The organism is Cytobacillus sp., from assembly GCF_032154635.1.
GTDB lineage: Bacteria > Bacillota > Bacilli > Bacillales > Cytobacillaceae > Cytobacillus.
In genome coordinates, this window is the sequence record NZ_JALDXW010000005.1 from 88,361 (window position 1) to 109,593 (window position 21,233).

Sequence of the window (21,233 nt, forward strand, 5' to 3'; positions counted from 1 at the left end):
GAATGGCATGAACTTCAGCTAGAAAATAAAGTATGGCATATACGTTAAGGAATAAAAGAATGTAAGAAACCGCTTCATTTGATGAAGAAAATAATGAAATCCAATGGATTCAATGACTGTTGCATGGATAAGCATAATATAAACAGCATTAACACTCGTTTTTTTATGATAAGTAAACGAACGCCCGTTTTGAATGTTAGCCTTTTTATTCCAAGCGAAGAGGGAATAGTAGAACATCGATAACTCCGTCAAAAGAACTGCAATCAGACGATTATTCGGCAGAAGATTTTGAACGGATTTCCTTACATTAAATTGAAAGAGTGATTCTTGATTCGAAATGGATCGATAATTTCTTATGAGTCTAGGAAGCTTTGATAGTACCTTGTATAAAATGAAAAGCTCAACGATAATGAGTAAACCTTCTGAAACGAATGCCATATAGGGCAAAAAAGAATATTGAGTAAAATGCTCATTCGGAATAATATAGTAAGCAGCACCATAAGCAGCAATGATTACAAATCCCATGTACTTTAGTGAATATCTCTTCCTGATGATAAAAAAGTATGTGAGTAAAGGAATAACAAGCATGAAATCGAGGATAGACCCAATAACCGCGCCACTGTGAACCGGACCTAGAAATGGTATTCTATATAAAAAATAATTTGAAGCAAGTATCAAACTAATAAAAATGAAAAACAGAAGTATGTTAGTTTTTTTTGCATTAGTATTTGTCAAATATATCCACCCCTTCCATTTTATTATACTGCATTTGAAAAAGAAGAAAATAAAAAATGCAGCAATGGTCAGATGCTGCATTTAAGGTAAGTGTATTAATTTTTGGTTAAGATTTGGAGAGCCCAAGCCGTTTTTTCCTCGCTTGGTGGGTCAATTTCTTTTAATGGATAGTCCAGACCAAGCGCTTCCCATTTGTATACACCAAGCTTATGGTAGGGGAGGACTTCGACCTTTTGTACATTATTTAATGAACGGATAAACTTACCTAGCTTTATTAAATCCTGTTCCTCATCTGAAATGGTTGGAACAAGTACATGGCGTATCCAAACCGGTATTTCATGATCAGACAAGTAGCGGGCAAATGTTAAGATATGTTCATTTGTTAAACCAGTCAGCCTTTTGTGTTTCTCTTTATCAATCTGTTTTAAGTCGAGTAGCACGAGGTCAGTATATTGCAATAACTCTTTTAATTGTTCTTGAAATAGCGGTGAACTTGAATAACAGGCACCTGAAGAATCAATAGTGGTATGAATCCCAGCCTTCTTACATTCTTTAAAGAGTTTTATAAGGAAAGGGATTTGCAGCAGCGGTTCACCTCCACTAACAGTAATGCCTCCTCCAGATGCTTCAATGAAGGGAAGATAGGACTTTAATTCAGACATGATTTCAGAAACAGCCATTTGCTTGCCTGTGCCTATTTCCCACGTATCGGCATTATGGCAAAATTGACAGCGAAGAAGGCAGCCCTGTGTAAATACAACAAATCGAATGCCTGGTCCATCAACAGTTCCAAAAGTTTCAATTGAATGTATGTTTCCGATCATGACCATCTTCCTTTCATTTGAGCGGTAAGAGGGAGGGTGAAAGAAATCGATAATAATGCTGGTTTCTCGAACGCTTCTGCTTTTCTTATTGTCTAGTTCCAGCGCCTATCACCTATCAAACTTCAGGTCACCTCCCTACGATAAGTCAACATCGGTTCGCTCACGCAAACCGTGTTTCCTATATCTCAGTCGGAGCCCTTCCAGTTTGTACGGCGATGACCAAGGCGCTTCCGCTTTTCTTATTACATAGTCTCGTGGAACGTACGATTTATAACGTCCAACTGCTGTTCTTTTGTCAGTTTAATAAAGTTTACCGCATAACCAGACACCCTAATAGTTAATTGTGGGTATAATTCTGGATGCTCCATTGCATCTACTAATGTTTCTCGGTTAAAGACGTTTACGTTTAAATGATGTCCAGATTTAATTGTGTAGCCATCAAGAATAGATACAAGATTGCGAATACGGCTCTCCTCATCTTTTCCTAACGCTTTAGGCACAATAGAAAAAGTATTTGAGACACCATCCAACGCATATTGATAGGGTAGCTTCGCAACTGAAGAAAGGGACGCGAGTGTACCTTTCGTATCCCGGCCATGCATTGGATTAGCTCCCGGTGCAAACGGTTCTCCCGCACGGCGTCCATCAGGTGTATTTCCAGTTTTCTTCCCATATACAACATTGGACGTAATCGTTAAAATAGACAATGTATGAACAGAATTACGATACGTTTGATGCTTTTTTAGTTTTTTCATAAAGCGTTTAAGAATATCAATTGCCATTTCGTCTACTCGATCGTCATTATTTCCGTATTTAGGATAATTACCTTCCGTAATGAAATCAACTGCCAAGCCAGTTTCGTCACGAATGATTTTCACCCGCCCATATTTAATAGCGCTTAATGAATCTGCCACCACACTTAGTCCAGCGATACCGGTTGCCATTGTCCGAATGACTTCTGAATCATGAAGTGCCATTTCAATTCTCTCATAGCAGTATTTGTCATGCATGAAATGAATAATATTTAACGTATTAATATATAATTCTGCCAGCCATTCCATCATATAATCAAATTTAATCATCACTTCTTCGTATTTGAGCAGATCTCCAGTTATTGGTGCATAATTAGGACCGACTTGAGCATGTAATTTTTCATCTTTCCCTCCATTTATTGCATAGAGAAGGGCTTTTGCTAAATTGGCACGTGCACCAAAAAATTGCATTTGTTTGCCAATTTTCATCGCTGAGACACAGCAGGCAATTCCGTAATCATCTCCAAATTCAGGCAGCATCAAGTCGTCATTTTCATATTGAATAGAACTCGTTTTAATGGACATGTTTGCACAATATTTCTTAAAGTTTTCAGGCAGATTCGATGACCAGAGAACAGTTAAATTCGGCTCTGGTGCGGGACCGAGGTTATCTAAAGTATGAAGGAACCGGAAAGAATTCTTCGTTACTAAAGGGCGACCGTCCAATGCCATTCCACCGATAGATTCCGTTACCCATGTAGGATCCCCGCTAAACAATTCGTTATAATCAGGTGTTCTTGCAAATTTAACAAGACGAAGCTTCATTACAAAATGATCGACAAGCTCTTGTGCTTCTTGTTCAGTTATCACGCCGTTTTGAAGATCTCTTTCTAAATAAATATCAAGGAATGTTGATACGCGGCCAAGACTCATCGCAGCCCCATTTTGTTCCTTAATTGCAGCAAGGTAGGCAAAATAAAGCCATTGAAATGCTTCTGCTGCATTGCTAGCAGGCTCAGCAATATCAAAGCCATACATCTCTGCGAGCTGCTTTAATTCTTGTAATGAACGAATTTGATCTGATATTTCTTCACGGAGCCTTATATTAGCTTCTGTCATTACATGGCTAGTTGCTATTAAATCCTCTTTCTTCGCATTCATTAGTGCATCAACACCATATAGAGCAACTCGGCGATAATCTCCGATAATTCTTCCGCGCCCATAGGCATCTGGTAAACCAGTAATAATGCCGGCTTTGCGAGCAAGCTTCATTTCATCTGTATAGGCATCAAATACACCTTGATTGTGAGTTTTTCTATAATCAGTAAATATCTTTTCCATTTCTTTATTTGCTTTATAGCCATAGGATTCACAGGCGGATATGGCCATCCGAACACCACCAAAAGGCTGAAGGGAGCGTTTAAATGGCTTATCCGTTTGAAACCCAACGATTTTTTCTTTATCTTTATTTAAATAACCTGGTCCATGTGAGGTAATAGTTGAAACGATTTCAGTATCCATATCAAGGACACCACCGCTTTCTCGTTCTTGCTTTGTCAGTTCCATCACTTGATCCCAGAGTGAGGTCGTTGCGTCAGTGGGTCCTTCAAGAAAGGTTTCATTTCCAAGATAAAGTGTAAAATTATTTATAATAAAGTCTCGGACATTTACTTCTTTTTCCCAAATACCAGTTTTAAAGCCTCTCCATTGTTCCATTGCCATTCACCCCAAATTTATAGTTATTGTAATACAGGTGATAATAATTTTTACAATTTCAGTATAACAGGTAATTAGTGAATGAAATCACAAACTTTTCGACTTAATTGTGAACATTGATGTGTCAATGGTTATGTGAAGGGAGCATTATCAATCTTGGAATCACTCTTACTGTTTTTGATTATCTGTATTATAACGTCTATGAAAATTAATAACTCTGTTATATAATTTACACATATCATTTATTACCATTGTTTTTCCAATAGGAATACACCATTATGAAAATGGTTAAATGGATAGATTGCATTTACTGAATTAATAGAGTGGATGAGTTTGGTTAATAGAGTTTTGTGGAAAATGTCCATATAAATTCAAGAGGCACCGGTATATTTCCGGTGCCTCTGCTATTAATTATTAATCAACTACAATATATGCGATCATCGGTCCATTTTGTGATTTATCATAGTGGGTATGACAAATTAACCTGTAAACGCCATCTTTTTTAAATTGCAGTGGGACAACAGTTTCTTCGCCTTTTTTTACGATTCCTTCAATATCTGTTCCCTCAATTGAAAAAGGATGCGCTGCACCATTTACACCAGAGATCATTAAATTTACTTTTTCCCCTTTTTCCATAAATATTGTTCCTGGATCCCATCGATACGCTTCTATTTCTTTCCCATCGGACAATGTTGTTTTAAATTCTCCTGTAACCATATGAATCTCACGGGCTTTCCCCTTTGTTTCTTGATTAAGAACTGTTTCAGCACCCGTGTTCATAATTAACCAAACAGCTGCCGAGGCTACAACAGTAATTAAGATGAGAAACATGAAAATGGACCTTTTTTTTAGTACAAAAAATGGCATTTTTTCTCCCCCTTACAAATAGTTGTCTATTACTATAGATATGCAAGGAGGGGGGATGAACTTGTCTACTTTATGATTATTTTCAATGATTTAAGTAAACTATTTAAATTTAGCGGCAACAAGTAACATAAAAAAAGATATAATAATCATCGTTATGACTAGAAGCCATGCAAGTTTCATATTTCCAGATTCAATTGACATATAAATCGCAGTAGACATGGTTTGAGTTTTTCCAGGTATATTGCCGGCAAACATTAATGTGGCACCAAATTCGCCTAAAGCTCTCGCAAAGCTAAGAATAGCCCCAGAAATCAGAGAGTGATAGGCAAGAGGCATTGTCACAAAAAAGAATACTTTCCACTCCCCAGCTCCGTCTACTCTTGCAGCTTCTTCTACGGCAGGATCAATCGTTGAAAATCCTGTTTTAGCTGATTGATACATAAGTGGCAAAGCAACAACGGTTGATGCAATCACACCAGCCCACCAAGTAAACATTACTGGCTGATCAAAAATCCATTCAATCCATTTACTCACAGGACTAGTATTCCCAAAAATGACTATTAAAAGAAAACCGATAACGGTTGGCGGAAGAACAAGAGGGAGCAAAAGCATTGTTTCAGCAATGACCTTCCCCTTAAACTTCTTTTTACTCATAAATTTTGCTAAAAGAATCCCAAATACAAAAACAATAATTAGTGATACGAACGCAATTTTTAATGATAATTGCACGGGTGAGATAAAAGCATCATTCATTTCAATCAATCCAATACAATAAATCCGTATTCTTCAAATATTTCTTTCGCAGATTCCTCTTGGAGGAATTGAAAAAAGCTTTCAGCTTCTTGCATATGTTTCGTTCCTTTCACAATGCCTACTGGATAAACGATTGGATCGTGACTAGTTTTTTCCGCTTCCTCAACAATTTCAACTTTTTCTGATGTTAACGCATCTGTTTTATATACAATCCCAGCATCGACATTCCCAGTTTCTACATATGTTAACACTTGTCTTACATCTTTTGCAAAAACAAGCTGATTCTCCACTTCGCTCCAAATATTCATTTTTTCTAGTGTTTGTTTCCCGTACTTTCCAGCAGGGACCGCTTCTGGCGTACCAAGCGCAAGTTTCCCGTTCTCAAGCTTTGATAAATCGGCAAATCCTTTTATCCGTTGGTTCGATTCTTTTGGTATGATTAATACAAGGGAATTTTCTAATAAATCTTTGCCTTGCGTTTCATCTATAAGCCCCTTAGTTATGAGTTCATTGTATTGATCTTTGGCTGCTGAAAAGAAGAGATCAACAGGGGCTCCTTGAATAATTTGTTTCTGAAGTGACCCAGAGCCGCCATAATTAAATAAAAGCTTAATATGTATATTTTCTTTTTCAAACAAAGGTTTTATTTCATTCATTGCGTCTTCTAAACTTGCTGCGGCCGAAATTGTAAGCTCGACTGTTTCTCCTTCTTTTTCAATTGATTTCTTTATCGTTTGTTCTTCAGATTGGTTTTTCGAGCATCCGCTAGTAAGTAACATTAACAGCAAAAGAGGAAGAATCATTAAACCTTTACATTTCATTTTGTACCACCCTATCTAATTATAATTTTATATAACAACTTATAATCAATTATAATTAGATATAACTAATTATAACAGTAATATTTATCACATAAATAAAAAAGATTGGAAGGATTTTATGTCTGAGAATGTTGTTTCATACACAATTGAAGAAGTTGCTTCCTTACTAAAGGTCTCAAAGCTAACCGTATATGATTTAATAAAAAAAGATGAATTACGGTCCTATCGGGTTGGCAGGCAAATGAGAGTGGATTGGAAGGATTTAGAAGAATATAAAGAGAAGAAAAAAACCGGGGGCAAAAGAAATGTACCTTTTACTCAAAAGAAATTTCCTGAAAACCAGCAAAAGTCCTTTGTGATCAGCGGTCAGGACCTAGCATTAGATTTACTTGCCAAGCAGCTTGAAAAGAGGGAAGAAGGTTTGCGTCCTTTACGTGTTTATTCCGGCAGTTTAAACAGTTTAATTGAAATGTATCATAATAAGTGTGATTTAGTTAGCTTGCATCTATTTGATGGGGATACAGGAACATATAATATCCCATATGTAAAAAAAGTCCTTACCGGTTTACCGTTTATCGTTATTAACTTTTTATCTAGATGGGCTGGTCTATATGTCAAAAATGGAAATCCGAAAAACATTAAAGGTTGGGCTGATTTAAATAGAGAAGATGTAAAAATGATAAACCGTGAAAAAGGGGCTGGGGCAAGAATTCTATTGGATGAGCAGCTGAGAGTTCATGGAATTAAGTCAAGCGAAGTAAATGGCTATTATAGTGAAGAAACAAGTCATTTAACGATTGCATCAGCGATTGCTGGGGGAAAAGCGGATATAGGAATAGGGATAGAAAAAGCAGCAAAAATTGTCGGTGTCGAATTTATCCCTCTAATTAAAGAACGATATGACCTGGTATTAATAAAAAGTAATGAAAATAAAAATATCATTCAACTGATTAAAGACATATTGAGCTCCGAGGAAATGAAAAAAGACATACATTTAATGGGTGATTATGATATGACAGAAACAGGAAAGGTTATGTATGAAACGTTTTGAATAATTAAAAGACTAAAGAGGATAAATCTTTAGTCTTTTTTCAAGTTTATTGTAATCTTGATTCCACCTCGGAACAAACTTCGTCAGCTGTTAATCCGCTAGCCTCAATGACAGGAGCTTTTGTTGATACATCCTGCATCCCCATAACATTTGAATCCATTCCGCTTACCACACAGCATGAGCAATTTTCGGCATCGGCAGCTGATTTCAAATCAACGACATCATAGCCTTTTTCACGAAGCGCTTCTGAAACATTTGTTAAAGATTGTTCAACTGCAATTTTTTTCATAATAAATCACACCTCCTATGTTGTATAATGCCTTTACTCTGCCCCAATTATTCTCAATTTTATAGTATAAAATTGAAAATATAATGAAAAAGTAAGGGGGGAGGTGATACATGTTGGGAAAGCGTAAAAAGGATCCATCAAAGGCAGGGTTGAGCTCCCCAGAAGTAAAAGGGCAGGGGACTACAAATATAGAAACAGGCAGTTTCGCCTCATCTTCAGCTCGTCATAAAAAGAAAAAACAGGATATATAAAAAAAGCACCTTACTTGAATCTGTATTGGTCCGACCTCAAATGATGATGGGAAGTCCAAAGAAGAGCTAGACAGGACACAAATTTGAAAGAAGCGTACTTTATATAAAAAAGAAATCGGCTAAAATCGCCGATTTCTTCATTCTTTTAACTTCTTTATTTATACATTTCAGCTATTTGCTTTTGCAAATCGCCATTTTCTAAATACTCATCATATGACATTTGCTTATCAATCATGCCATTAGGCGTTAATTCAATAATCCGGTTGGCAATTGTTTGAATGAACTGATGATCATGGGAAGCAAAAATCATTGAGCCTTTAAAATTTATCAGACCATTATTTAAAGCAGTAATTGACTCGAGATCCAAATGGTTCGTTGGTTCATCAAGCATTAGAACGTTTGCACCGCTTAACATCATTTTTGAAAGCATACAGCGAACTTTTTCTCCTCCAGAAAGTACACTCGCTTTCTTTAATACTTCCTCACCAGAGAATAGCATTCGTCCAAGGAAGCCGCGAAGGAAGCTTTCGCTTTGGTCATCTGGTGAGAATTGACGAAGCCAATCAACGAGATTTAAGTCACTGTTTTCAAAATACTTGGAGTTGTCTTTCGGAAAATAGGCTTGAGAAGTTGTTACTCCCCATTTAAAGGAACCGCTATCTGCCTCTAATTCACCAGCTAGGATTTTGAATAAAGTCGTTTTCGCAATCTCATTTGTTCCAACTAATGCAATTTTGTCATCTTTATTCATAATGAAGCTAATATTATCTAATACTTTAACTCCATCAATAGTTTTACTTATTCCTTCTACACGAAGTAAATCATTGCCGATTTCCCTTTCAGGCGTAAACCCTACAAAAGGATAACGACGAGAAGAAGGCTTTATATCATCAAGAGAGATTTTATCAAGAAGCTTTTTACGAGATGTTGCTTGCTTCGATTTTGATGCATTTGCACTAAAACGTGCAATAAACGCTTGAAGCTCTTTGATTTTCTCTTCTTTTTTCTTATTTGCATCTTGTGCCATTCTTGAAGCAAGCTGGCTGGATTCATACCAGAAATCATAGTTACCAACATAGATTTGAATTTTCCCATAATCGAGATCAGCAATATGTGTACAAACTTTATTCAAGAAATGACGGTCATGGGAAACAACAATAACCGTATTCTCAAAATTAATTAAAAATTCTTCAAGCCATTGAATGGCTTTGATATCCAAGTGGTTTGTCGGTTCATCTAATAGGAGAACGTCTGGCTTGCCAAATAATGCCTGCGCAAGCAATACCTTCACTTTTTCAGAACCGGATAAGTCAGCCATTTTTTTATCATGAAGATCTTCACCAATTCCAAGACCCTTCAAGAGTATAGCTGCTTCGGACTCAGCTTCCCAACCGTTAAGTTCTGCAAACTCACCTTCAAGTTCAGCTGCCTTCATTCCATCTTCATCTGTAAAATCTGCTTTCATATAGATCGCATCTTTTTCCTGCATGACTTCATACAGACGTGTATGACCCATAATCACGACCTTCAATACTTCGAATTCCTCGTACTCGAAGTGGTTCTGTTTTAGGACAGCCATACGTTCACCAGGTCCAAGCTGAACATTACCCGTCTGGGCTTCAATTTGCCCTGATAAGATTTTCAAAAAAGTTGATTTCCCTGCACCATTTGCACCAATTAAACCGTAGCAGTTGCCGGGCGTAAATTTAATATTCACATCTTCAAATAGCTTACGATCGCCATAGCGAAGACCTACATTACTAACCGTTATCATCTATTTATATTCCTCCAAAAAACATAATCCTTTTAAGTATAACATTTTCCTTTCTGAATCGCGAATATTATTGAAAGGGTACTATTTAATAGCCAATAGCTCGTAATTAAGTAAGATACCAAATGGAAATCAGAAATTTTTGATAACTAGGAGGAAGTATCATGAATTTATCGAATTATTGTTTAAGAAAATAATTTATTATCCTTAGAATAAAAGGAGGATTTAATGCAAAATGGAAGTCATACAGAAGAGACAAATAACGCAAAAAACTAATTGGAAAAAAATCTTCCTTTGGTCACTAGCTATCCTAGCCATAATCATTGTGATTGCAGCCATTTCAATCTATTTATATATTTCACGATCACTTCCAGTGACGAAAGGTGAAATCAATATCGGTTCCATTTCATCAGCAGTTGAAGTAACAAGGGATGACAGTGGAGTGCCACATATTCTCGCAAAGAATGAACGGGACTTATACATTGCACAAGGGTACATTCAGGCACAGGACCGTCTCTTTCAAATGGATTTAAGCAGACGTCAAGCTTCAGGAAGGCTCAGTGAGGTCATTGGGGAAGCGACTGTGGATAATGATAAGTACTTTCGCACACTAGGTTTAAGGCGTGCTGCTGAAGCCTCGTATAATCAATATTCAAATGAAGCAAAAGAAATATTGGGTTGGTTTGCAGAAGGAGTAAATATATACATGAAAGAACTTGAGGAAAATGGAAAATGGCCAATAGGATTCAAGCTCTTAGGCTACCAGCCTGAAGAATGGATGCCGATTGATTCCTTAACAATTGGAAAGTACATGGCTTATGATCTGGGAGGGCATTGGGAAAGTCAGGCATTTAGATATTATTTGCTTCAAAATTTTTCAGAAGAAAAAGCATACGATTTATTTCCATCATACCCAGCAAATGCTCCTTACATTATCGGTGCAGATAAGCTCGATATCGAAAAAAGTCTTGCCTCTGCGATTATCCCGCCAGAATTCAACGGGAGCAACAACTGGGTTGTAAGCGGAAAGAAAACAGCCTCTGGCAGACCATTGTTGGCAGATGATCCACATTTATCGCTCAGCACACCTTCTATCTGGTATCAAATGCATTTACAGTCACCAGAAATGAATGTAAGCGGGGTTATTTTTGCAGGAATACCTGGAATTATCTTAGGTCATAATGATCAAGTAGCATGGGGAGTAACAAATACGGGGCCAGATGTCCAGGACCTATATATTGAAAAAAGAAATCCAGATAATCCAAAAGAGTTTTTTTATAATGATAAATGGGTAGAAGCTACAATAGTGAAAGAGCCCATTAAGGTAAAGGATAAGGAAACAATAGACTATGAAGTAACAATAACTCATCATGGACCAGTTATTTCTGAGTTTGCAGAAGAAAGCGGAAAGGAAGAAGTACTTTCTCTCCAATGGACTGCGCTTGAGCCTTCTGTTGAATTGGAGGCAATAATTGAGATGAACAAAGCTGCTAATTGGGAACAATTTGAAAAAGCACTTGAGCTCTTTCATACACCTGCTCAAAATTTTGTATTTGCCTCACAAGATGGAACCATTGCTTATAAAGCAAACGGAAAAATTCCTATTCGTAAACAAGGGCAAGGTATTCTCCCAGTACCTGGTTGGACGGATGAATATGGATGGGATGGTTATATTCCATATGAAGAGCTACCAAAAACGGTAAATCCAGAGGAAGGATTCATTTCAACAGCAAACAATAAAGTCTCAGATGAAAGCTATCCTTATCATATTAGCAATGATTGGGCACAACCATACCGACAAATGAGGATTCAGGAATTTCTAAAGACAAATGAAAAATTAACTGTAAAAGATATGATGGCTCTGCAGATGGATCAGAAAAACTTACAGGCAGAAGAGTTTGTTCCTATTTTTATAGCAAATTTGGATTCTTCATTAATAAAAGGAAACGAGAAAGCAGCACTTGCTATTTTAAAAGATTGGAATTATCAAGATAGTAAAGATGGAGCAGCACCTCTAATCTTTAATCTTTGGATGAAGAAGATTTCAGATGTGCTTTTTCAAGATGAAATTTCAACGGAAATGAGAGGATTATTCAAAGGACAAAAACAAGCGGTCGATGAATTAATTAGAAGAGCAGCACAAGGCAATGAGGGTCCTTGGATCAAGGAAAAGGGCGGGCTTTCTAATGTATTGCATAAATCTTTCCAGATGGCTATAAAGGAAGCGGAAAAGCTGCAGGGTAGCACACCTGCTAAATGGAAGTGGGGGGAATACCATCGAATTTACTTCCCGCATTCATTATCAAGTGTTAAACCATTAAACTATTTATTTAATAAAGAAGGCAGCATTCCAGTAGGAGGAAGCTCAGTAACAGTACAAGCAGCGGCAAATAAGGAGGACGGCACGGTTAATCACGGAGGCTCTTGGAGATTTGTCATTGATACAGCAGAGATGAACGTAGGCTACCATCTAGTAGGTCCCGGTCAATCTGAGCATCCATTAAGCCAATGGTATCACAGCCAGATGAAGGCATGGATTACAGGTGACTACCATCAAACCTATCTGACGGATGTAAAAGGCGAAAAACTAACACTAAATCCATAAACATAACTTTGAATAATTTGTGAAATATGCCAAAATCCTTATTATTTAATTTTGAAAAAACGACCTATTGTTCATAATTTTTTCATATTTTTCATGTACAATAAATCCATACAGGCAGGATAAAAAAGGAGTTTTTATTGTGGCCAAAAAACAGCTCGTTGAATTGGTAACCCGTTTAAAAAAAGCAGGTATTAATGTAAGCTTTACAAAACCAAGATCAAAAATGCTGATCTCACTTCCGCAAAATAAAAGATTGACTACAACGACAAATTAGGAAACAAAGGGAAGCTGTCCCTTAAATCAATTAAACTTGATTTATAGGGACAGCCATTATTTCAATAACGCGATAGTCCTTTTATTACTTAGTTTTTCCTTCTAGCTAATTTATCACGGTCATCAAATTGGGGAGGCTTTTCCAACCAATTTCGCTCAATCATTAGATTCATCCCATCTTCCCCGTAGGACCCAGCTTTAGACATAAATCCAAGATACATTGAAACGATATCTCTGCGCATACTGGCTGAAATTCCTGTACCGTAGGAGGCTATTCCAAGATTGGAAAGTACACCAACAATATAAAGCATTAGCTGATCTGAAAATGGAGGACTCGTTGAATTTGTCACGTTTTGATCCCCGGACATTGCTGCAGGTACATCGCTATCTTCAAGTATTTCATGAATGGAACTTAAAAGATGTGAGCATACATGCTTCCCGCGAAGAAAATAGTCACGAAGCACCTGTTCTTCTGCAACTTGTGAGAACCCAACACAAGTTGATTTGCCAACCTCATTATTTACTGCATTCGCTACTAAATGTGTAACTTCCATCCCAAGCAGTGCTCGACGTCTGCCGAACCATCCTGTTAAAAATTTCTTTTCATCGACATAATCAACGTCAAATGGATAGGTCATATTTGGCATCTGCACAAATACACCTTTAGTTTGCATAAGATCAACGGTATGGTTATAAATCTGGGAAGTATCATCCATAAAGTCACTGTACAGCTGCCGAATATCTTCCCTCGCAGACAGTGTAAAAGCAGTAGTATGGGAAGTGATCCCAAATCTAGCTAACTGCAAAACGAATTGCAAATAAAAAATATCAGAAAAAAGTTTAGGAGCATAAGGTATAACATGCTTTTCTACTGGAAATCCATTAGGTACAACAATCTTTTCTTTAAGAAAAATAGCTTCAATTGAATGCATATGGCTTTTTGCCACTTGCAATGCTTCCTCCAGAATCGTTTTTATTTCTGGATCGTCAGCAGTTTCCAAAAAGTGAGTTATCACACAATTAACCATTGTATCGTTTATAAATGTTCCCCATAAGCATGAAATCTCTGCAGAAGTTAATTTTACCATTTCATTTTTATCGAGCAATCTATCTTCCTCCTTTTTATCGTATTTTTCCCGAATAATGGAAAACGATACAACCTCTATACTTTATAAATTCATTTAAGAAAAAAGCGAGGAAAGAAAAATGAACATTTTTCTTTCCTCGCTTTGAAATTTTTATATTTCCTTCATAATTTTCTTAAATACTTCGTCCTTATTAAAGTCCTCTCCCATTGGGAATTTTTTAATGAATTTATTGTTCTCATCCAATAAGTATACAAAGGTACTATGGACATAGAAGCCATCACCAGGATCGCGGTATTGAAATTGGAATGCTTCAGCCAATTCCCGAATTTCCCTTTGATCCTGCTTTATATTTTTTTGGTCACCTGTCAAAAGCGTCCAATTTCCGTCATCCTCTATATCAAATGTTTTCATATAGGTCAACATTTCTTCAGGAGTATCCCGGTATGGATCAATACTTACGGATATAAATTCAACATTCTTTCCGAATACACCTTCGGCAACCAAATCATTTTTCAATAGGTTCATTCTTTGCGTTGTGGTCGGACAAATATCTGGGCAATGTGTATACATAAATTCAACTAATTTTAACTTATTGTCTGAATTAGAAAATTCATACTTCTCATTATGCATAGTAACGAGTGAAATATTATCTGGAATCTTTGAGGTCATGTCACGAATGATAAAAAAGGATATACCTGCAGTAATTCCAAGAACAACAATAATTGAACAAATGACATATATTTTTTTCATTATTAACCCTCCCTTTATAAGGATAATGAAAACTAACCGAAAATCCTATGGATAATCTGTGAACATGTGATTTCAATCATAGGTTTTCAAAGGAGATTTCAATTTTAGGGTTATTCTCCATTTACAAGAGGAGAGGGTGAATGAAAAAGACTTGGTTAAATGCAAGATAGATCATCAACAGAAAAAAGGAACCTTCAAGTTCCTTTTTTCGTTATCTATCATTTTATTATTTCATTGAAACCCAAACACTTTTTACTTCAGTATAGTTATTAAGTGCATAGGATCCCATTTCACGCCCCATTCCAGACTGCTTATATCCACCAAATGGAGAAGCTGCATCAAAGGCATTATAGCAATTCACCCATACTGTTCCAGCGCGGAGCTTGCTTGCAACGTAATGGGCATTGGCGATATCACGTGTCCAAACTCCAGCAGCTAAACCATACTCACTGTTATTAGCACGGTTAATTAACTCGTCTAAATCCTCATATGGCAAAGCTGAAATGACAGGACCAAAAATCTCTTCTTTCGCAATCGTCATTTCATCCCGTACATCTGCAAAAATAGTAGGGGAGACAAAATATCCTTGCTCCTGTGGTTTTTCACCGCCAACAAGAAGCTGTGCACCTTCGCTGACACCCTTTTCAATATAGCCTAGTACCCGATTTTGCTGTTCAGTTGAAACGAGCGGGCCAATTTCAGTATCTGCATGAATCCCAGCACCTTGTTTAATATTCTTCGCATGACTAACCATATCAGCAACAACATTATCGAATTGTTTCTTTTGAATAAATACACGAGAACCAGCACTGCACACTTGGCCTTGATTAAACATGACCCCATTTAAAGCACCTGGTATTGCTTTCGTTAAATCTGCATCTGGGAGAATAATATTAGGTGATTTTCCTCCTAATTCAAGCGTAACTCTCTTTAATGATTTAGATGCTCTCTCCATAATCATTTTGCCAACTTCAGTTGAACCGGTAAATGCAATTTTGTCAACTAGCGGATGATCAACTAATGGCTGCCCAGCTGTTTCACCAAATCCTGGTACAATATTAACGACACCAGCAGGGAAACCAGCTTCTTCAATTAATTCTGCTAAATATAAGGCAGATAGCGGTGTTTGCTCCGCAGGTTTTAATACAACTGTACAGCCTGTGGCTAGGGCTGCACCTAATTTCCACATGGCCATTAAGAGCGGGAAGTTCCATGGAATAATTTGTCCAACAACGCCTACTGCTTCATGGCGCGTATAGTTGAAAAACGGACCACTAACAGGAATGGTTTGACCTACAATTTTCGTTGACCAACCAGCATAATAACGCATATGCTCAACTGCAAGCGGGATATCCGCATTTGTTGTTTCACGAATAGGCTTCCCATTATCTAATGTTTCCAATTGTGCTAATTCTGCACTATTTTCTTCCATTAAATCTGCAAGCTTATACATAAGCCTGCTTCTTTTCGCCGCACTCATCTTAGACCAAGGTCCTTCATCAAACGCCTTTCTTGCAGCTTTCACAGCAAGATCAATATCCTCAGGACCCGCTTCGAATACGTTAGCTAGTACTTCACCTGTAGCCGGATTATATGTTTCAAAGGTTTTTTGAGATTTGCTTTCCACAAACTCTCCATTAATATATAGATGTTTTTTTCCGCTTAGAAATTTTTCTACCTTTTCTTTTAAACTAACTGTTAATTGATTCATTATACTCCTCCTTTAAAAATAGTAATCTATGTATTTCATGCTGCTAGTTTAAGAAGAATGCTTTTGTTAACGCTTACAATACTATGTTAACACTATGAAAATTTGATAATCAATGAATAATTAAACAAATATTCTGACAGTAATCGACACTTCTATTCTATTGTCACTTATTCTTCCAACCTAAATATGTCAGAAAAATGGCAGTAGTTTGAACTAAAGGTGAACAATTTTTTAGTAGTACAGAAAATGTCAGTATTGGCGCTATTTCACGAACTTTTGAACATTCTGTGATTCGTGAAAAAAGTCACAGAAGTACATTTTAGTAAAGAATACGATAAATATAAGATTTTCCAGGAATCAGTCAGAGGATTTGGGTAAAAGGAGGGCAACCGAATGAAAGGTGCGGGATTTTTCAAATTATTGATTGGTGGTCTCGCTGCATATGAGCTGCTTGGTATGATGAAGGCTGGGAATAAAACAGTGCTGCGTCCTCCTGGAGCTGCTGACGAAGATGAGTTTCTTGCCTTATGTGTTAGATGCGGCAAGTGTAATCAGGCTTGTCCCTATGATTCTATCAAAATGGGAAAAGAGAACTTAGGATTTGGAATTGGTACGCCATATATAGATGCACGGGACAATCCATGCCGGCTTTGTGACGACTACCCTTGTGTCAAGGTATGTCCAACAGATGCTTTAGCAGGAATAAACAATGTATACGATGTGGAAATGGGAACAGCAGTGATTGACACGAAGAACTGCATTGCTTACCAAGGGATGCGATGCGAAGTATGCTACCGTGAATGCCCCCTCATAGATGAAGCAATTAAACTAAATATTTATGTTAAGCCTGATGACCCAACACATGCAGTTTTTGCCCCTATTATTGACCAAGAAAAATGTGTGGGCTGCGGGATATGTGAAGAAAGATGTGTCGTAGATAACCCAGTAGCGATAAGAATTAAACCACGAGAAATTAAGGGGTTATTTTAAAAGAGGTTTTTAGTGGCAGGAGCTCTTAGATTATATACATACTGCTCAACAAATTTAAGCCACTTTAAATAAATTGATAGATAAAATAGTCTCTTCATTTAAAAGGGAGGAAAGTAAGCTATGGAATTAACTAGAAGAACCTTACTTAAAGCAACTGCAATTTCCATGACAATGGCAGTTGCTGGCTGTAAAAAGAAGGAGGCAAAACCAGCAGGAACAGAAGTAGCAATCGCTGGAGAGTCAACAGAGCCTGATGAATGGAAGTCGACTGTCTGCCGATTCTGCGGTACAGGATGTGGTGTACTGGTAGGAATAAAGGATGGAAAAGTTGTAGCAACAAAGGGTGATCCAGACAACCGTTCAAGCAGAGGCCTTAACTGTATTAAAGGTTTTTATGTAGGAAAAATCTTGTTCGGCAAGGATCGCCTTACAAAACCTTTAATTCGTGAAGACAAAACGAAAAAAGGGACAATGGAAGGCTTTAGAGAAGCATCATGGGAAGAAGCGCTTGATCTGGTTGCCAAGAAGTTAAAGGAAAATTATGAAAAAGATCCAAATTCGATTGCATTCTGGGGCTCCGGTCAGCAGACAATTATGGATGGCTATGTATCTGTTAAACTTTGGAAAGCAGGATTATTAAATAATAATATTGATCCTAATGCGAGACTTTGTATGGCCAGTGCAGTTACTGGGTTTATGTCTACGTTCCAATCTGATGAACCAATGGGCTCCTATAAAGATTTAGATGAAGCCGATGTTTTTGTTACATGGGGGGCCAATATGGCTGAAATGCATCCTGTTTTATATTCCAGACTAACGGCAAGGAAACTATCCAATCCAGACGTCAAACATTATGATCTCACTACAAGGCATTCAAGAACTTCAGAGACAGCTGATACTGTAATGATTTTTAGACCGCAAACAGACTTAGCAATTGCCAATGCGATTGCCAATTACCTCATTCAAAATAATATGTATGACCAAAAGTTTATAGATGAACATCTTAAGTTTAAAGCTGGAACTGAAAATCTTGGACACTCTTTTAAAGATGACTATGATGTTACAGATGGAAAGGATGCGGATAAAGTTTGGGACATAACCTTCGAAGAGTTTAAACAAAGGGTTAGTGAATATACTCTCGAAAAAGCAGCTGAACTATCTGGTGTTCCAGTTAATGATATAGAAGCTTTGGCAAAAGAGTTTGCAGATCCTGAGAAAAAGATCATGTCATTATGGACAATGGGCATGAATCAACATACACGAGGTACTTGGATAAATAATCTTGTCTATAATATTCATTTGTTAACCGGAAAAATCAGCAAGCCTGGCAATGGACCGTTTTCACTAACTGGCCAGCCTAGTGCATGTGGAACTGCAAGAGAAGTTGGTGTATTCTCCCATAGACTTCCTTCTGATATGGTTGTGAATAACCCAGAGCATAGAAAATATACAGAATTGATTTGGAACCTGCCTGCTGGCTACCTTGACCCGATTGAAAAACCAGGGTTCCACACAGTTAAAATGTTTAGGGAATTAGGAAAAGGGAATGTCAAATTCCTCTGGAGTATGTCAAATAACTGGGGGCAAACAATGCCTAAACTCAACCGATTCCGCGGGAATGATCCGGACGGCAAGGGTGTGCTTGATGGATTTATCGTTGTTTCGGAAGTATATCCTACTAGATCGACAGAACTAGCAGACGTTGTATTCCCAGCTGCGATGTGGGTAGAAAGGGAAGGGCAATTTGGCAATGCAGAAAGACGTACTTCTGTTTTTGAGAAATGCACAGAGCCACCTGGAGAAGCAAAATGGGATATATGGACACTTGTTCAAGTAGCCAAACGTGTTCTTGATGGCAAAATGATTGGTAACAAGCCAGCTTTCGATGTCCTTTTCGGAAATATATGGGATTATGATAAAGATGACCTGCTTGAAGATGGTCATGAGGTGAATAGCCGTCTATGGGCAGAATATCGCTCCTTTACAAACCCGCATGAAAGTAAAAACAAAGAAATTCAGGAGCTTGGCAAAAAGCTTAAATTGAAGGCAAAGCAAATGGCTCCTTACGAGGAATATTTCAAACAGCATGGAATTTGCTGGCCAGTCCGTGAGGTAAATGGCAAATGGGTAGAAACAAACTGGCGGTATGTTCACGGAAAACAAGAAGAAGGCTATGACCAATACGGAGTAGAGGAATTTGGAACGGTAGGTAAATATAAAGATATTGACTTTTATAAATCAGATGACCATCGACCAAGTGTTATTTTCCGTCCATTCGAAGATGCTGCAGAAATACCAGATGCTGAGTACCCATTCTGGTTATGTACAGGACGTGTCCTTGAACACTGGCATAGTGGTTCGATGACTCGGCGTGTACCAGAACTCCATCGGGCGGTACCGGAGGCTTTCTGTGAAATCCATCCAGAAGATGCCGAAGCATTAGGTATTCAAAACGGAGATTTAATCAAAGTGGTATCAAGACGCGGTGAAGTCCAAGTAAAAGCCACTACGAAAGGAAGAGGAAATCCCCCGAAGGGACTCATTTACGTACCATTCTTTGCTGAGGAAACATTAATAAATCTTGTCACTCTGGATTGTTACTGTCCGATTTCAAAACAGCCAGACTATAAAAAATGTGCAGTTAAAATTGTTAAGGCATAAGGATTGGGGGGAATTACATGAGAAGCAGAGAAATATTATTTGTTGTCGCATTTATGTTAATCGTTTCGATCGCAATTGGAGCAACAAAATTATCTTCAAAACAATCAGCAGAGACAGATGATCAAACCCCACAGATTGATGAAACGGTCTCCGTTCCTCAATTAGAAGAGGAAGGGAGGGAAGCCTCAGCAACGATGGTTCTCTTAGGTGCTCCACCTATGCAGCCTGCGGATCATATCGATCGATGGAATCCTGAAATTCATCATGAAAGCTGTATGACCTGTCATGCAGTCCCAGAAACTGGGGCTCCGACTCCACCAGCAAATCACTATTATAATGAAGACACAAAGGGAACCATCTTTAGAGATAATTGTCAGCAGTGCCATGCCACACAAAATGACAGCAAAACTGCATTTAATGAAGATGAAAAATAGATCAACCTAAGCAAATAATTCTTGTACTAATGCTTTAAGAATAGATAAAAATTACAGGAAAGCCGGGGATTTTATGGTAATATCAGGTATTTATATAGAAACGATTCCAGGCCAAGCCTATAAAGCAGCTGAAATACTCGCTGAAATAAATGGGGTTGAAGTCCATCATATAGAGGATGATTATAAAATTATTCTTACGATTGAAGCTGAATCCATTAATAGGAGCTATGAAATTGCTGAAACCTTCAAACCCATTGATGGCATTCTTACCATTTGTTTAGCCTACAGTAATTTTGAAGAGGAACCTGCTTATCAAAATGCAGATGTTGACAGATGAGTGAAAGAATAAACAGAAGGGAATTCTTATCCATTAATTTGGATGCTACTGTTGGATTTTTAGGTAATTTTCTAGGTACACAATTAGATCAGGATAGAGATTTTTTCAGACCACCTGGTGCCCTAAATGAACTTGAGTTTCTAACATCCTGTATGAGATGCGGGAAATGTAGAGATAACTGCCCAGAGGGTATCATTAATCTATTTACTTTATCTGATGGGGCTAAACTGGTAAATACTCCTTATTTAAACCCTAATGAGAACCCATGTACATTTTGCATGGAATGTGTAGAGGTATGCCCAACAAATGCTTTAAGCAAAATAGGTTTACTTGAAGAGCCGTCGATTGGAAAGGCAGTATTTCTAACCGATCACTGCCTGGCATTTCAAGATGTAATGTGCGATTATTGTGTCCGTTCCTGCCCTGTTGAAGGAGCACTAAAATCAATGAATGGGATACCAAAGGTGATAAATACAGCCTGTACAGGATGTGGAATTTGTGTAGCAAACTGCATTTCTGAACGAAAAGGCATATACATTCAAACATTAGGTTAG

The 21,233-nt window shown here is 37.6% G+C and carries 20 protein-coding genes; 9 read left to right on the forward strand and 11 right to left on the reverse strand.

All coding sequences use genetic code 11. The annotated features are described in order from the left end of the window. Positions 1–18 precede the first annotated feature (18 nt). The 6 genes from RUH74_RS05740 to modA all read right to left on the reverse strand — a co-directional run bounded on the left by RUH74_RS05740 (position 19) and on the right by modA (position 6,468). The gene (locus RUH74_RS05740) at positions 19–735 is read right to left on the reverse strand and encodes a hypothetical protein (protein ID WP_313799310.1); all 717 of its coding nucleotides are present in this window, start codon (positions 733–735) and stop codon (positions 19–21) included. Between the two features lie 95 nt (positions 736–830). Next, the gene (gene pflA / locus RUH74_RS05745; protein WP_313799311.1) at positions 831–1,559 is read right to left on the reverse strand and encodes a pyruvate formate-lyase-activating protein; all 729 of its coding nucleotides are present in this window, start codon (positions 1,557–1,559) and stop codon (positions 831–833) included. A 242-nt stretch (positions 1,560–1,801) separates the two neighbouring features. Further along, positions 1,802–4,027, reverse strand: coding sequence for a formate C-acetyltransferase (gene pflB / locus RUH74_RS05750; protein WP_313799312.1), 2,226 nt, complete (start codon positions 4,025–4,027; stop codon positions 1,802–1,804). A 414-nt stretch (positions 4,028–4,441) separates the two neighbouring features. Then, positions 4,442–4,894, reverse strand: a complete 453-nt coding sequence (locus RUH74_RS05755) for a cupredoxin domain-containing protein (protein ID WP_313799313.1) — start codon at positions 4,892–4,894, stop codon at positions 4,442–4,444. 99 nt (positions 4,895–4,993) lie between these two features. Further along, a complete protein-coding gene (gene modB / locus RUH74_RS05760; RefSeq protein ID WP_313799314.1) occupies positions 4,994–5,647 on the reverse strand; it encodes a molybdate ABC transporter permease subunit in 654 nt (217 codons plus the stop codon). Between the two features lie 5 nt (positions 5,648–5,652). After that, positions 5,653–6,468: a molybdate ABC transporter substrate-binding protein gene (gene modA / locus RUH74_RS05765; RefSeq protein ID WP_313799315.1), complete on the reverse strand. Its 816-nt coding sequence runs from the start codon at positions 6,466–6,468 to the stop codon at positions 5,653–5,655. Between the two features lie 118 nt (positions 6,469–6,586). Between modA and RUH74_RS05770 the strand changes: the two genes are divergently transcribed. Continuing rightward, positions 6,587–7,519, forward strand: coding sequence for a substrate-binding domain-containing protein (locus RUH74_RS05770; protein ID WP_313799316.1), 933 nt, complete (start codon positions 6,587–6,589; stop codon positions 7,517–7,519). A gap of 46 nt (positions 7,520–7,565) precedes the next feature. Here the strand turns inward: RUH74_RS05770 and RUH74_RS05775 are convergent, their stop codons facing one another. Continuing rightward, a complete protein-coding gene (locus tag RUH74_RS05775) occupies positions 7,566–7,808 on the reverse strand; it encodes a YkuS family protein (protein WP_313799317.1) in 243 nt (80 codons plus the stop codon). Between the two features lie 110 nt (positions 7,809–7,918). Between RUH74_RS05775 and RUH74_RS05780 the strand changes: the two genes are divergently transcribed. Beyond that, positions 7,919–8,059: a YuzL family protein gene (locus tag RUH74_RS05780; RefSeq protein WP_396229893.1), complete on the forward strand. Its 141-nt coding sequence runs from the start codon at positions 7,919–7,921 to the stop codon at positions 8,057–8,059. A gap of 154 nt (positions 8,060–8,213) precedes the next feature. Here the strand turns inward: RUH74_RS05780 and RUH74_RS05785 are convergent, their stop codons facing one another. Continuing rightward, on the reverse strand, positions 8,214–9,833 hold the full coding sequence (locus RUH74_RS05785) for an ABC-F family ATP-binding cassette domain-containing protein (protein WP_313799318.1): 1,620 nt from the start codon (positions 9,831–9,833) through the stop codon (positions 8,214–8,216). 232 nt (positions 9,834–10,065) lie between these two features. Here RUH74_RS05785 and RUH74_RS05790 point away from each other — a divergent pair, with 232 nt between their 5' ends. Together RUH74_RS05790 and RUH74_RS05795 are read left to right on the forward strand one after the other, a co-directional pair. After that, entirely contained in the window at positions 10,066–12,435 is a 2,370-nt protein-coding gene (locus RUH74_RS05790; RefSeq protein WP_313799319.1) for a penicillin acylase family protein, read from the forward strand. A gap of 139 nt (positions 12,436–12,574) precedes the next feature. Continuing rightward, complete coding sequence (locus RUH74_RS05795) at positions 12,575–12,709, forward strand: hypothetical protein (protein ID WP_313799320.1); 135 nt, start codon at positions 12,575–12,577, stop codon at positions 12,707–12,709. 88 nt (positions 12,710–12,797) lie between these two features. Here RUH74_RS05795 and RUH74_RS05800 read toward each other — a convergent pair whose 3' ends face one another. The 3 genes from RUH74_RS05800 to RUH74_RS05810 form a co-directional block, all read right to left on the reverse strand. After that, a complete protein-coding gene (locus tag RUH74_RS05800) occupies positions 12,798–13,814 on the reverse strand; it encodes a DUF3231 family protein (RefSeq protein WP_313799321.1) in 1,017 nt (338 codons plus the stop codon). Between the two features lie 132 nt (positions 13,815–13,946). Then, the gene (locus RUH74_RS05805) at positions 13,947–14,546 is read right to left on the reverse strand and encodes an SCO family protein (protein ID WP_313799322.1); all 600 of its coding nucleotides are present in this window, start codon (positions 14,544–14,546) and stop codon (positions 13,947–13,949) included. A gap of 226 nt (positions 14,547–14,772) precedes the next feature. Further along, entirely contained in the window at positions 14,773–16,257 is a 1,485-nt protein-coding gene (locus tag RUH74_RS05810) for an aldehyde dehydrogenase family protein (RefSeq protein WP_313799323.1), read from the reverse strand. A 393-nt stretch (positions 16,258–16,650) separates the two neighbouring features. On the opposite strand from RUH74_RS05810, the gene RUH74_RS05815 reads away from it, so the two are divergent. The 5 genes from RUH74_RS05815 to RUH74_RS05835 all read left to right on the forward strand — a co-directional run bounded on the left by RUH74_RS05815 (position 16,651) and on the right by RUH74_RS05835 (position 21,233). Beyond that, positions 16,651–17,247, forward strand: a complete 597-nt coding sequence (locus RUH74_RS05815; RefSeq protein ID WP_313799324.1) for a 4Fe-4S dicluster domain-containing protein — start codon at positions 16,651–16,653, stop codon at positions 17,245–17,247. A gap of 120 nt (positions 17,248–17,367) precedes the next feature. Next, positions 17,368–19,908 carry a nitrate reductase catalytic subunit NapA gene (gene napA, locus RUH74_RS05820; protein ID WP_313799325.1) on the forward strand — a complete coding sequence of 847 codons (2,541 nt, stop codon included), beginning with the start codon at positions 17,368–17,370 and terminating at the stop codon, positions 19,906–19,908. A 17-nt stretch (positions 19,909–19,925) separates the two neighbouring features. After that, a complete protein-coding gene (locus RUH74_RS05825; protein WP_313799326.1) occupies positions 19,926–20,342 on the forward strand; it encodes a nitrate reductase cytochrome c-type subunit in 417 nt (138 codons plus the stop codon). A 73-nt stretch (positions 20,343–20,415) separates the two neighbouring features. Further along, positions 20,416–20,679, forward strand: a complete 264-nt coding sequence (locus RUH74_RS05830) for a chaperone NapD (RefSeq protein WP_313799327.1) — start codon at positions 20,416–20,418, stop codon at positions 20,677–20,679. Further along, on the forward strand, positions 20,676–21,233 hold the full coding sequence (locus tag RUH74_RS05835) for a 4Fe-4S dicluster domain-containing protein (RefSeq protein WP_313799328.1): 558 nt from the start codon (positions 20,676–20,678) through the stop codon (positions 21,231–21,233). The genes RUH74_RS05830 and RUH74_RS05835 overlap by 4 nt, the downstream gene beginning before the upstream one ends.